Consider the following 14,679-nt stretch of genomic DNA (forward strand, 5'->3'; position numbering starts at 1 on the left):
AAATATTTATTAAACATTTTTTTTAGAATTCGAAGTGAAACTACCATGATATATGTATTTAATAGCTGTTTTTTAGAACATAAAACAATTATTCTATCATTTTTTTAACATATTGATAATTTTTTCATTTAATATTTTGTTTAGATTTACTTTAAAATAGTTCAACAATAAAAATTAGCAAATGAAAAATCTAAGTAAAATTTTAAAATCGACAGCAATGGTTATGCTGTTAGTTTTTGCTGCTTCTTGCAGCGATGATGACAATGATGATCCGGTAATTATCGTTGAAGAAGATAATATAGTAGAGGTTGCACAAAAAACCAGTTCTTTAAGCTCTCTAGTATCAGCATTGGCAAAAGCCGATGAAAGTGCAAATAACGATTTGATTACAGCTTTAAGTAGTGAAGGCCCTTTTACGGTTTTAGCACCAACAAATGATGCATTCGCAAGTCTTTTAGCTCGATTAGACGGTTTTGACACATTAGATGATTTTAACAATGAGCAGTTGCAAGACTTATTGGCAACCATTTTAAAATATCATGTAGTATCTGGAGCTGCAGTAAGTTCTGGGGATTTAACAGAAGGGCAAACCATAACTACACTACAAGGAGAAACACTAACTGTTAGCATTGCTAACGGAGTTACCTTTACAGATGCCGCAGCCGAAATGGCTACGGTAACTACAGCCGACGTAGAAACACAAAATGGTATTGTCCATATTATCGATAAAGTATTGATTCCTCAAGAAGCTTTAGATGCATTGAGCAGTGTCTTATTGACTTCTATAACAGATTTGGCTATTTCAGTACCAAGTCTAAGTATATTAGTTGAGGCATTAATAGCTGCTGATGGAGACTTACCAACAGTATTGGCAGGTGAAGGTCCGTTTACCGTATTTGCCCCAACAAATGATGCCTTTGCTGCTTTTTTAGAAGCAAATGATTTTGCTGCTCTTAGCGATATTCCAACAGATGTTCTTACTCAGGTTTTATTAAACCACGTTGTAGCAGGTACCAATTTATCAACTGATTTGGCTACCGGATATGTTTCATCTCTTTCAACCGCAGGCCCTAACGATGCAAATCTTAGTATGTTTATAAATATAGAGGATGGTGTTGTTATTAATGGTGTTTCTACGGTTACAGGTGCTGACAACAAAGCAATTAATGGTGTAGTTCATATTGTTGATGCAGTAATAGGCCTACCTAACATTGTTGATCATGCAGTAGCAAATCCTAATTTAACATCTTTGGTAGGTGCACTTACGGCAGACGGCAACACAACTTTTACTACATTACTTTCTGATTCAGAAACTGACTTTACAGTATTCGCTCCATTAAATTCTGCTTTTGACAGTTTTACAAATCCTTCAGATAATGACATCAATAGTATTTTAGCAAACCACGTAATTTCTGGCGCAGCTGCTAATGCAGCAAGTCTTTCTAATACATATTTTAACACTGCAGCGTCTAATGTAGATGGCGATAATTTAAGTATTTATGTGAATGTTGATGATGGCGTAATATTAAATGGAACAAGTACAGTTGCTTCAGCTGATATCGTCGCCACTAACGGAATTATACATGCGGTAGATATGGTAATTGATTTACCAAGTGTGGTAACGTTCGCAACAGCCGACCCTAATTTCAGTTCACTTGTAGGCGCGTTAACCGCTGAAGGTCAGCCAGACTTTGTAAGCGTTTTAAGCACAGCTACCGGCACAGATCCAGCACCCTTTACAGTATTCGCCCCTACTAACGAAGCATTTGCAAACTTAGCAGCAGTACCAAGCGGAGAGGTATTAACAGCTGTATTAAATCATCATGTTATCGTTGGCGCAAATATTGTTTCTAGCGACTTGAGTAACGGGTTGGTTTCTCCTGGTACCTTAGAAGGTGACACTTTAACTTTTTCTATCGATGGTGATGGTAACGTTACCATTACTGATGGATCGGGTAATGCAGAAATCGGCATTATTGCTGTTGATGTTCAAGCTAACAATGGTGTTATACATGCTATAGACACCGTTATGATCCCAGATACAACGAACTAACTTATACCTTTTTCAAAACATAAAGAGCCGCAATATGTGGCTCTTTTTTATATAAAATTTAAAGATTGCTTAGCTAATTTTCAGCGCCGTCTGTTCAATTAAAATCTTTATTATACGATAAGCCTAGACTATAAAGTATACTAATTATAAAATGCAGATAGCTACATAGCCTTTAACAAAGTTTTAAAACTGTAAGCAATATTTGGCACTATTTGATTTTTTGATGTGAAATACCTAAACATTCTAACCTAATTTTTTATAAAAGCTGTAATTCAAAGAAAGTATTCTATTTCAAAAAAACTTAAACATCATCATACACTCTTTTAACATACAATATGCCACCCTTTACAACTAACTTTTTATATAACCTTCATTTATTTTCATCTTTGACATCCCAAATCTTACCAAACCAAGCCTTAATCAATGGCAAAAGCCCTTTCAATATTGAAAGGGCTTTTTATTTTTATAACACTACGGTTATTTAATTTTTCTTCTGAGCTTCTGCTTGTTCCATCATTTCACGCATTTTCTTTTGGAACTTGTTTTCCTTCTTAGGTTTCTTCTTGTTCTCTTGTATCTGGGCATGAATTTTATCATTATCGAGAATAAAGTTTTTGATCACCAGCATAATACCTATAGTAATCATGTTAGAAACAAAGTAGTACAAACTCAATCCACTCGCATAGTTGTTAAAGAAAAACAACATCATAAAAGGCATTAGGTACATGATAAACTTCATGTTAGGCATCCCTGGCTGAGTTGGCATATTCTGACCTGTTGTCATCATCATGTAAAAGAATATAGCGATAGATGCTAATATTGGAAACAAACTAACGTGATCTCCGTAAAACGGAATAGAGAATCCTTCTGGAAATTGATAAATAGTATCAAAAGAAGAAAGGTCATCTGCCCATAAAAATGGCTTTTGTCTTAATGCAAAAGATGTTGGAAAAAACATAAACAGCGCATAGAAAATTGGCATTTGTATGACCGCAGGTATGCAACCACTCATGGGGCTGACACCGGCTTTACCATACAATTTCATAGTTTCTTGCTGCTTCTTCATCGCATTATCTTTGTACTTCTCACCTAGCTCTGTAATTTCTGGTTTTAACACCTTCATTTTAGCTTGAGATAAATATGACTTGTATGTTACTGGAGACATTGCCAAACGAACTAGAATTGTCATAATAACAATTGCAATACCATAAGGGAAATAAGTACTGATTAACCCGTAAAAAGGAGTAAATACGTAACGGTTGATCCAACCGAAAATACCCCAACCAAAAGGAATGGAATCTACCAAACCTAAATCTTCATACTTAGATAAGGTATCAACATCTGTAGGGCCAAAATACCAATGTAAATCTTTAGAAATTTCTCCGCCTTCCAATTCTACCGGTAATGCAGATGCATATTCTTTGGTAAATCCGAAAGTTCTACTTTCTTCCTCTACTAAATTAACAGAAGTAAGATCTCCGCTTTTAAATGGCTGATCTGCTGCTAGAATACTGCTAAAAAAGTGTTGCCTGTAAGAAATCCATTTTACATCTTCTTCAGTCTCTTCATCATCACTTCCTTCAGAAAGCTTACTTATTTTACCATCTTCATGATTATAAGTTAAACGTGTATATCTATTCTCGTACTGTATACTTTTAGAATGACGAATAGCCTTTAATTTCCAATCTAATTGAACTGGCTTGCTAGAACTTATAACATTATCTAAGCCTTTTGACTTTATCGTGAAATCTACCAAATAATCATTTGGCTTCATTTCATATCTATATTCTAAATATTGATTGCTAGAAGTTTTCGCTTTTAACGACAATACTTGGTTGCCATTATCATTGGTCATTGTCGGCTCAAAATACAGATCTTGAGTATTCAATGTTCGATTATCTGATGTCGCAAAATCTAATCCGAAAGAAGCATTACCGTCTTTCACCAAATAAACCGGGATAGAATCGTAAGTAACGAATTGTTTCATTTTCGCTTCTACGATCTGCCCACCTTTATTACTGATTTTCAATAAAAGAACATCGTTCTCTAATGTAGTAATATCATTAGAAGGTTTAGTAAAACCAAAAGCACCAAGTTTACCTTGGTAATTAGCAACTGCAGTAGAATCTTGTAAATCTAGCTGTGGTACATCATTAATGACAGTTTGTGTTTCCGATTTTTCTGATGCCTCTGCAGCCTCTACTTGTTCTTGCTTTGCCTTTTCTGCCGCTAACTCTTCTGGAGTTGGTTGATTTTGGTAAAACATGAAGATGAGTATTCCAAATATAAGCACGAAGCCTATAATGGATTTTACGTCAAATTTCTTTTCTTCCATGTGGTATATCTAATTAATTGGGAATATTTTGAATTTTTAAGAAAGCAAATATATGTCCAAATATGATGTTTATGCCATTGTGGCATTAGTTTGTGCCTTTTTATGCTCTAAAGCAGCCTTAACGAAGCCTACAAATAATGGATGCGGATTAGCTACGGTACTCTTATACTCGGGGTGATATTGCACGCCAATAAACCAAGGATGATCTTTTAACTCTACAATTTCAACCAAATTAGTCTCTTTATTGAAACCTGTTGCCATAAGACCGGCATTCTCTAGTTGCTCTAAATAGGCATTATTGAATTCATATCTATGACGATGACGTTCAGATATTTGAGAAGCACCGTTATACATTTTCTTAACCAAACTACCATCTTTCAATTCACAGTCCCACGCACCTAAACGCATAGTACCACCTTTATCGGTAATAGTTTTTTGTTCTTCCATAATGCTAATTACTGGATCGGGCGTTTTCTCATCCATCTCAGTAGAGTTTGCATTTGTGAGTCCTAATACATCACGTGCATATTCAATAACCGCCATTTGCATACCTAAACAGATACCTAAAAACGGAATTTTATTTACACGTGCATATTCAACTGCTTTCACTTTACCTTCAATACCGCGCTCACCAAAACCTGGTGCCACCAAAATAGCATCTAATCCTTTTAATTTACTTTCGTAGTTAGTAGCCGTAATATATTCTGAATGCACAGATTTGACAATTACCTTTACCTCGTTAGCGGCACCGGCATGTATAAATGACTCTAAAATAGATTTATAAGAATCTTGTAATTCTACATATTTACCTACTAAACCTATAGTAACTTCATTTTTTGGGTTCTTATGTCTTGCCAAAAATTCGTTCCAACGACCTAAGTCTGGCTCTACTGTATTTGGTAATGCCAATTTCTGCAGGGTAACGGTATCTAAACCTTCTTCTTGCATTAATAAAGGCACATCGTATATAGTTGATGCATCTATACTTTGTATAACCGCCTCTCGCTTTACATTACAAAAAAGTGCAAGTTTGTCTTTTATCTCATCAGAAATTTCATGCTCTGTTCTACACACCAGAATATCGGCTTTTATACCGCTTTCCATCAATGTTTTTACAGAGTGTTGTGTTGGCTTCGTTTTTAACTCACCTGCAGCAGATAAATAAGGTACGAGGGTTAAATGGATAACAATAGCATTGTTATCACCAAGTTCCCAAAGTAATTGACGAACCGCTTCTATATAAGGTAACGATTCAATATCACCAACCGTACCACCTATTTCAGTGATAATAATATCATAATCGCCACTATTGCCTAGCAACTGTACGCGTTCTTTTATCTCGTTTGTAATATGTGGAACTACTTGAACCGTTTTACCTAAAAACTCGCCTCTACGTTCTTTTTCAATAACGCTTTGGTAAATTCTACCGGTAGTAACATTGTTGGCTTGAGAGGTACGAACATTAAGAAAACGCTCGTAATGACCTAAATCTAGATCTGTTTCTGCACCGTCATCAGTCACATAACATTCGCCATGCTCATAAGGGTTTAAGGTTCCTGGATCTACATTAATGTAAGGATCTAGCTTTTGAATTGTAGTTTTGTAGCCGCGAGATTGCAGTAATTTCGCCAAAGATGCAGCAATGATGCCTTTTCCTAGTGATGAAGTAACGCCTCCCGTAACGAAGATGTATTTGGTTTGTGCCATGTATCGAATTCTATGTTACGGGACACAAAGTTACTAATTGAGGTTAGAACTTAAGCTGTTTACTTCGGAAAATGTTTCTGTATTTTTCGAATTATCGATTCTAGGCCGTTTGTTTTGATTTCTAACATAGAACGCAACAAATCTCCCAATTTACCATCAGGAAATCCTTTTTGATTGAACCACACTAAATATGGCTCTGGTAAATCAATCAAATACTTGCCCTTATACTTGCCAAATGGCATACGGTAATGCGCCAATTCTATTAACTTCTGCTTATCTGGATTAATTTCCATTTTTAAATCTAAAAAAATTATCTTTAAAGAATCAACTACTCAATCTACAAATCAATTAACATGAAAAGAAGAAATTTTATTGGAACCTCAGCAGCTGCTTCTGTGGGATTCTTAACTACTTCAGCTGCAATAGCAAACAATAGAAAAACTGATACTACAGCTAAATTAAAGTACAATATTAATCATAGCGTTTGTTATTGGTGCTATGGAACCATCCCTTTTGAAGATTTTCTTAAAAATTTAGTGGAACTTGATATTCGGTCTATCGATTTGGTAGGACCGGATGAATTTCCTCTTCTCAAAAAATATAACATTCACGCATCTATGTGCTGGGGTGCTGGCATGGGCATTGAAAAAGGATGGAACGACCTCTCTTTACATGAAGAGTTAATTGCAGATTACGAAAGAGTAATTCCCTTAGTTGCCGAAGCCGGATATACTAATCTAATTTGTTTTAGTGGTAATAGAAATGGAATGGATGATTTGGTAGGGTTAAGAAATTGCGCCAAAGGACTAAGACAATTAATGCCATTAGCAGAAAAACACGGTGTAGTTCTACAAATGGAGCTTTTAAATAGTAAAGTAAATCATAAGGACTATATGTGCGATACCTCTGAATGGGGCGTATCTCTTTGTGAGACCATAGGTTCTGAAAACTTTAAATTATTATATGATATTTACCACATGCAAATTATGGAAGGTGATATTATAAGAAATATAAAAGACTATCATCAATGCTACGGGCACTACCATACAGGCGGTAACCCAGGTAGACATGAGATTGATGAAACTCAAGAAATTTTTTACCCTGCCGTTATGAAGGCTATCTTAAAAACTGGCTATACTGGGCACGTAGCTCAAGAATTTGTACCAAGTTGGGATAATAAATTAGCTGCATTAAAGCAAGGGGTTACCATTTGTGATGTTTAACGCATGAGTATCTTTAATATAAAAAAGCACCCCAATTAGAGGTGCTTTTTTATTTATGGATTACCAAAATATTTTATTTTTTTAAAGCTTCCTCTATCTCTTTCCCCCAACGTTCTTGAACAGGTAAATTTCTTGAGTAATTAGTTTCTGAATCGTATTTATTTTGAAAATCGTTCAGCTGACGAATGGTGGCTTTATAAATTTTACGAATCTCTTCTTTTACATTTTTCGTAAATTTTGTCTCTGCCAATTGCTTTCGCAATTTTCGTGCATAGAGTTCAGTAATATCAAAATGCAACTGCTCATGTAACAAGGTGACATCATTGCAGAGCTTAGGTTTGTACCATGACTTCGTCGGATAGAAATAAGCGAATACCTTATAATCTACCTGCAATTCGTCATTCTCATAAAAAGTGGAAAAGCGATAGGTAATACCGCTCGCTGTTGTTGCCGCAGCACCTGAAGTTACGGGTACAGCTCCTTTGAAATCACTCCAAGTAAATCTAAAATCAGGTTCCCAAGAAACTACTTCTTGACTCTGAACATACGAAAGGGTCAGCAGCGCTAAAATAATTAATATAAAATGTGTCCTTTTTATAAGTCCCAATTATATGTGATTACTTTCTCAATATCTGGGTGCAAGCTAAAGTGCACAGGGCATGTATTTGCCGTGTGCACTAAAATCTTTCTGTTCTTATCTGAAATATCTTTTGGCAAATGAACCTCTACCTCTATTTTAGATATTCTTCTAGGCGAAGCCGCCATGTGTTTGGTTACCGATGCCGTAGTACCTTTTAAGTCTACCTCTAAACCATTTGCCTTTATACCCATCATTGTCAACATACAACTTGCCAAACCTGTAGCTACCGTATCTGTCGGCGAAAATGCCTGACCTAATCCGTTATTATCTACTGGTGCATCTGTCACAAAAGAATCGCTCGATTTTAAATGAACACATTCCGTTCTTAACTCGCCATTGTAAGTAACTTTTGATGTCATTCTATTCTATAGTTTTAATTCTTAAATCATCGATCATCATTATATATGACGATTGATTATAATACCCTGAAACCCCTATTCTCTGGTAATCGAATTTATTACCATTATATTCGGTTTCACCAATAAATCTTGAAACTTCGATAAGGTTATTATTATAAGCTAACTTCAATAATAAATCGTAAGTCAAATCAAATCCTCTTATTGCATATCTATCTGGATCATCTCCAAAGCGTTTTCTATAACGTTCAACAAAAGAATTATTTGTCACTTGACGATTTACTGACGGATACGTAAACTTCAAATTCGATAAATGGGTATTTGAAATAACGTCATTTTCAAAAGCCGAATTCATATCTGTCGTAAACATACGTACCTTCATATTACCTTTTGCAAATTCTGGATCAAGAGCTGCAGTGTTGAATGAATTTAGAATAGAAACTACACTGGCAATCAGCTTATAATTATCAGATTCTACAAATACCCAGTTAGAAACATCATTTGAAAGTAATGTTTGAAGTTTATCTCTATTAATACCAATATTCTTATCTTCTTCTTTTACCACCACCACTTTAGCTGTCGGAAAACGTCTAAGTATAGCTTCCTTCTCCTTTTTATTATCCTCATCGGCAATGATCAATAACGTCTCTTCTTTACGGTTTTTTTCAACATAATCTAACATATGCTTCCATAATACTTCTTCATCTGTGTAAGAAAAGAATACGTTATCTAAAATAATATCACTTTTAGCATTTACCGGTGCAATAACTGGCACATTGAATTTCGATGCCTGCACAGCTGTTTCTTTAAGAGATGGCGCATCTAAAGGACCGAAAACGGCATTGTAGTTACCTAACTGTTCCCCTTGCAATAACTGCTTAGTTGTAGCCAAATCTAATTGATTGTCTAATGTTTTAACATCTATTGAAATACCTAAAGATTTCATAGAATCTATTGCTACAAGAGCACCTGAGTACAGACCTAAACTAACAGTCATATCTCTTCGGGCATCAATGGTTTTTTCTGCACTTTCCTTGTCCTCTAAATTTACTTTATCTAATCTAAATGGCAGTAAGAACAATACCTTTGGCTTTACCCCAACATTTATACTATCTAATAAATTTACTTTATCTAGCACTAGAGCATTTCTTACCTCAAAATCACCAACCTTATCTTTTGGTAGTTTTAAAACCATACCTGCTTTTAGACCTCCTTTTAAATCGGAATTTAATTCAACCAATTCTGCCCAGGTCATTCCGAACTTTCTAGTCAATCGAAACTCATTTTGCTTTGGCTTAACCTCATAAAAAATATAGTTGTCCGTATTTATTTCTCCTGTGGCTACTTTCTGCTCAGGAATACGAATAACCATACCTTCTTTCAGTCCGCCACGTTCTGTAATCTCAGGATTTAAACGAACTATTTCATCTGACTTTACCCCAAATTCTTTTTCTAAACGATAGAAATTCATTTTGGCAGGTACCGTATACGAGGTGTACAACTGAGTTACTTGATTTTTTACCGTACTACCTGCAATTCTAGGCATCATTAACTCGTAACCTTCAGACAAGTAGTTATTTGCTGCAGATAAACCTGGGTTCAGCTCTAACATTTTATCAATGGTAATACCATATTTATGAGCTATACTCCAGCGCGTTTCTTTTGCCGCTACAATATATTTTTCTAAATCACCTTCGTCTGTGCTCACCTCTTCAACCATGGCAGCACGATATTTAGGAATACGCAGATCCATCTTCTTTTGAAGTGGAGATGCATACAACGCCGGATTGTACTTTTTTAGCTCATCTTCAGTAATTTTATACATTTGTGTAATACCGAAAATTGTTTCTTTTTTCTTGACACGGTGCTCTGTATAACCTACAGGTTCTCTTTCGGTTATAGATTCTTGAACTTCATTCTTTACACCTTTAATAGTTGCGGTATTCGAAGTTGGTGTACTTGTTTCTGCGACTATCTTTTTACCCGGTACCACCAAAATAGTGTTCGATCTTAATTTCTGACCTTCCTTTATTTCTTTGTTGTACTGAAGTATGCTAGCAGGTGTAACCCCGTACATCTTAGAAATACTTTCTAAGGTTTCTCCTGACTTTACTTGATGGGTATTGAATTTTTGAGCCATTGCGGTGCAAGAGACCAATAAGCAAAATGCCCAAATAATGTAAACTTGATTAAATATATATTTCATATTATTCCCATTCAATTGTTGCCGGCGGCTTCGAACTTATATCATATACGACACGATTGACGCCAGGGACTTTATTAATAATATCATTTGATGTTTTTTGTAAAAATTCATACGGTAAATTGACCCAATCGGCGGTCATACCATCTGTACTTTCTACAGCTCTAAGCGCTACACATTTTTCATATGTACGTTCATCGCCCATTACACCAACACTATTTACAGGTAATAAAATGGCACCTGCTTGCCATACTTTATCGTATAGATCCCATTTTTTTAATCCGTCGATAAAAATAGCATCCACTTCTTGCAAAATAGCTACTTTCTCAGGCGTGATATCACCAAGAATACGAATTGCCAAACCAGGACCTGGGAAAGGATGTCTACCTAACAATGTCTTGTCGATACCCAAACTAGCACCTACTCTTCTTACCTCATCTTTAAACAACATCTTCAATGGTTCTACCACTTTCAATTTCATGAAATCTGGCAAACCACCTACATTATGGTGACTCTTTATGGTTTGTGACGGACCGCCTGTTGCCGATACAGACTCGATAACATCAGGATAAATTGTACCCTGTGCCAACCATTTTGCATTTTCAACCAAATGCGATTCATCATCAAAAACTTCTATAAATACACGACCAATAGTTTTTCTTTTGGTCTCGGGATCACTCTCACCAGCTAAATCATCCAAAAAACGTGCCGAAGCGTCTACACCTTTTACATTTAAGCCCATACCTTCGTATTGCTTCAATACATCACCAAACTCGTTCTTTCTTAAAAGACCGTTGTTTACGAATATACAATGAAGGTTTTTACCTATTGCTTTATGTAACAAAACAGCTGCTACGGTAGAATCTACTCCGCCAGACAATCCTAAAATCACCTTTTCATCGCCTATTTTCTCTTTCAGCTCCGCCACTGTTTTATCAACAAAAGCATCGGGAGTCCAAGTTTGCTCCATTCCGGCAATATTCACCAAAAAGTTCTCCAAAACCTGTTTTCCATCCTTCGAGTGATATACCTCTGGGTGAAACTGAATTGCATAAGTCTCTTCACCTTCAAACTTAAAAGCGGCATTTTCAACGTCGTGCGTACTAGCTAATAAAGTCGTGTTCTCTGGAAGGTGCTTGATAGTATCTGCATGGCTCATCCAAACTTGGCTACCTGTACTTACTTTATCAAAAAATGGTTCGTTCTCTTTAATAAAGCTAAGATTGGCACGACCATATTCTCTGGTATTCGATTTCTCGACACTACCGCCATGAAAATGTGCCAAATACTGTGCGCCATAACAAACACCCAATAATGGTTTTTTACCACGAATTTCTGACAGATCCGGGTGAACGGCATCTTCGCCCCTAACCGATAAAGGAGATCCAGAAAGAATCACCGCTTTATACTCAGAAAGGTCGTTTGGCAGTTTATTATAAGGTTTAATTTCAGAGAAAATATTCAGCTCACGTACACGTCTTCCAATCAGTTGGGTGTATTGTGAACCGAAATCTAGTATCAGGACTTTATTTTGCATGGGCAAAAATAGCAAAAACCAAATGTTGAAACCATCTTATTTCGGTTATATTTTTTAACAAATAGGTTTAAAATTGAAATTACAATACAAGCCATAAAATCATAAAATAAAATGAATTGTATTTTTCTTAACAAATAGTGTAAGAAAATTCCGCTTACTTGTAGGCAACATTAACACCAAACACTAACCTTTTGAAAAATAAGATTTACCACAGCTTATTTTTCCTCGGACTTATTTGCAAGTCTTATGGAAAAGTTAACTACACAAGTTCTACCGACAATAGCTCAAATGTAAACATCAACAATTATCAAGAACCTAAAAATAACTTTACTATAAGCGGTTACATTACCGAAAGTGGTAGTGGAGAGAACCTTTTAGGCGCTTCTATATATGTTCCTGAACTAAAGAGAGGAACAACTACAAATGATTATGGTTTTTTTTCGCTATCACTGCCAAAAGGTAAACATACCGTTTATATTTCTACAATTGGCTATACTACAATAATTAAAGAAGTTGACATTAAAGGTGACATATCTTTAAATATTACACTTGAAACAGACACGCAATCACTTGATGAAGTTATTGTTAGTGCTGAAAGTAAGGTAAAAGAAAGTAAGGTCACCCAAATGAGCAAAATACAGATTAACCCTTCTACGGTAGCTGATATACCTGCATTACTGGGTGAAAAAGATGTTTTAAAGACACTGCAGTTACTACCTGGCATTCAGGCAGGGTCAGAAGGCAGTTCAGGATTTTTTGTGCGTGGTGGTACGCCAGACCAGAACCTCATTATTTTAGATGATGCAGTTGTATACAATTCGAATCACTTATTTGGATTCTTCTCTGTATTTAATGGTGACGCCATAAAATCTGTAGAAGCATTTAAAGGAGGATTTCCTGCACGGTTTGGAGGTAGATTATCTTCTGTTATTAAAATAGATATGAAAGATGGAAACAAAGAAAAGCTCTCTGGTAAAGTTAATATTGGTCTAATCTCATCTTCTTTACTACTAGAAGGTCCTATCAATAAAGGTAAAACATCTTTTATTTTCAGCGGAAGACGTACCTACGCAGATATTTTAGCTCAACCTTTTTTGTCTGAAGAAAACGGAAAAGGGGGTTACTATTTTGCTGATTTAAATTTTAAGATACATCACATTTTCAGTGAAAAAGACAAATTATATTGGAGCAACTATTATGGAAGAGATAAATTCTACAGTTCGTTTAAAGACCAATATACAGATGAAAAAGTAAAGCTTGGCTGGGGCAATATTACATCTACATTACGTTGGAATCATCAGTTTAACGATAAACTATTCGCAAACACGTCATTGATATATAGCAATTACGACTTTAATATATCTGATGAATATACAGACACTTATGATGAAAATGTGGTCGAGTATTTATTTAAAACTAACTCTGGCATAGAAGACCTAACTCTAAAGACTAGCTTTGACTACTATCCAAATAGTAAAAATACATTGCGTTTTGGAGCAGAGATTACCAGCCATAGTTTTACACCACAACGAATTCTTTTAAAAGATACATACGCAGAAGACATAGATAAAACAGAAGAATTGAATTCTTTAGAAGGTGCTATGTACATAGAAAATGATTGGAAAATAACCGATAAACTAAGGTCTTCCCTTGGTTTAAGGTTAAGTTATTTTAATTACAATGACACCAACTATATCAATCCAGAAACAAGATTAGCCCTTTCATATAATGTAAAACCAGATTTGGCACTTAAAGCATCTTATGCTAAAATGAACCAATACATTCATCTTTTGTCAAGTTCTGGTATAGGTCTGCCAACAGATTTATGGGTCTCTTCTACCGACAATGTAAAACCGCAAAGCTCTCAGCAATTTGCAGTAGGTATCGCTAAAGATTTTTTTGATAAAGATTACTCATTAACCCTTGAAGGGTATTATAAAAATATGAATGATATTATTGCCTATAAAGAGGGCGCATCATTTCTAGCATTAGATAATCTAGAATCTGGCGCAGACTTAGATTGGGAAGAGAATATTACCGCGGGCGAAGGATGGGCATATGGTGCAGAAATACTCTTAAGAAAACAGACTGGCAAGCTAACAGGTTGGTTGGGCTACACACTTTCATGGTCAGAAAGACAATTTGAAGAGTTGAACAATGGTAATAAGTTTTACGATCGATACGATAGAAGACATGATATTTCTGCGGTCGGTATTTACAAACCTAGCGATAGATTTACCTTTTCAGCCACTTGGGTATTATCTACAGGAAACAATTATACCTTACCCAATTTACAGAGAATAGGAGGTAATTTCCCTATTGCCGGTTCTAACTTTTTCAATAGAGGCTTACAAGATATTACAACGCAACGAAATAATTTTAGAGGAGAGACAAGCCATAGGCTAGACTTAGCATGGCAATTTCATAAAAAGAAAAAGAAAGGACGCGAACGCACATGGGCTATTTCATTATATAATGCCTATGCCAGACAAAACCCGTTTATTTATACAGTAGACACCAAATATCCTAATTACAATGACCCTAATGGAACAGAGGAAAAAGAACTTACAAGAACCTCTGTACTTATTCTAATTCCTTCAGTAAATTATATATTCAAATTTTAAG

10 protein-coding genes are annotated in these 14,679 nt (G+C 35.5%); 3 read left to right on the forward strand and 7 right to left on the reverse strand.

The features are described from left to right. The first annotated feature begins 181 nt into the window (after window positions 1-181). A complete protein-coding gene (locus tag ACPF9A_RS03405) occupies window positions 182-2,053 on the forward strand; it encodes a fasciclin domain-containing protein (RefSeq protein WP_424001661.1) in 1,872 nt (623 codons plus the stop codon). 481 nt (window positions 2,054-2,534) lie between these two features. Here ACPF9A_RS03405 and yidC read toward each other — a convergent pair whose 3' ends face one another. The 3 genes from yidC to ACPF9A_RS03420 all read right to left on the reverse strand — a co-directional run bounded on the left by yidC (window position 2,535) and on the right by ACPF9A_RS03420 (window position 6,388). After that, window positions 2,535-4,388 (reverse strand): membrane protein insertase YidC, encoded by a 1,854-nt coding sequence (yidC, locus tag ACPF9A_RS03410; RefSeq protein ID WP_424001663.1) that lies wholly within the window; start codon window positions 4,386-4,388, stop codon window positions 2,535-2,537. 69 nt (window positions 4,389-4,457) lie between these two features. After that, complete coding sequence (locus ACPF9A_RS03415) at window positions 4,458-6,095, reverse strand: CTP synthase (protein ID WP_424001665.1); 1,638 nt, start codon at window positions 6,093-6,095, stop codon at window positions 4,458-4,460. Between the two features lie 59 nt (window positions 6,096-6,154). Beyond that, a complete protein-coding gene (locus ACPF9A_RS03420; RefSeq protein WP_424001667.1) occupies window positions 6,155-6,388 on the reverse strand; it encodes a DUF3820 family protein in 234 nt (77 codons plus the stop codon). A 60-nt stretch (window positions 6,389-6,448) separates the two neighbouring features. Here ACPF9A_RS03420 and ACPF9A_RS03425 point away from each other — a divergent pair, with 60 nt between their 5' ends. Next, window positions 6,449-7,318 carry a hydroxypyruvate isomerase family protein gene (locus ACPF9A_RS03425; RefSeq protein WP_424001669.1) on the forward strand — a complete coding sequence of 290 codons (870 nt, stop codon included), beginning with the start codon at window positions 6,449-6,451 and terminating at the stop codon, window positions 7,316-7,318. Between the two features lie 73 nt (window positions 7,319-7,391). On the opposite strand, the gene ACPF9A_RS03430 is transcribed toward ACPF9A_RS03425, so the two are convergent. The 4 genes from ACPF9A_RS03430 to guaA are packed head-to-tail and all read right to left on the reverse strand — an operon-like array spanning window position 7,392 to window position 12,054. Then, complete coding sequence (locus tag ACPF9A_RS03430; protein WP_424001671.1) at window positions 7,392-7,925, reverse strand: DUF922 domain-containing protein; 534 nt, start codon at window positions 7,923-7,925, stop codon at window positions 7,392-7,394. After that, window positions 7,913-8,317, reverse strand: coding sequence for an OsmC family protein (locus tag ACPF9A_RS03435; protein ID WP_424001673.1), 405 nt, complete (start codon window positions 8,315-8,317; stop codon window positions 7,913-7,915). Before ACPF9A_RS03435 ends, ACPF9A_RS03430 begins: the two co-directional genes overlap by 13 nt. A 1-nt stretch (window position 8,318) precedes the next feature. Further along, a complete protein-coding gene (locus tag ACPF9A_RS03440; protein WP_424001675.1) occupies window positions 8,319-10,520 on the reverse strand; it encodes a LysM peptidoglycan-binding domain-containing protein in 2,202 nt (733 codons plus the stop codon). Window position 10,521: 1 nt separating this feature from the next. Further along, window positions 10,522-12,054: a glutamine-hydrolyzing GMP synthase gene (gene guaA / locus ACPF9A_RS03445; protein WP_424001677.1), complete on the reverse strand. Its 1,533-nt coding sequence runs from the start codon at window positions 12,052-12,054 to the stop codon at window positions 10,522-10,524. 191 nt (window positions 12,055-12,245) lie between these two features. On the opposite strand from guaA, the gene ACPF9A_RS03450 reads away from it, so the two are divergent. Beyond that, window positions 12,246-14,678: a TonB-dependent receptor gene (locus ACPF9A_RS03450; protein ID WP_424001679.1), complete on the forward strand. Its 2,433-nt coding sequence runs from the start codon at window positions 12,246-12,248 to the stop codon at window positions 14,676-14,678. Window position 14,679 lies beyond the last annotated feature (1 nt).

Source organism: Maribacter sp. IgM3_T14_3, from assembly GCF_049603095.1.
In the GTDB taxonomy this organism is placed as follows: Bacteria; Bacteroidota; Bacteroidia; order Flavobacteriales; family Flavobacteriaceae; genus Maribacter.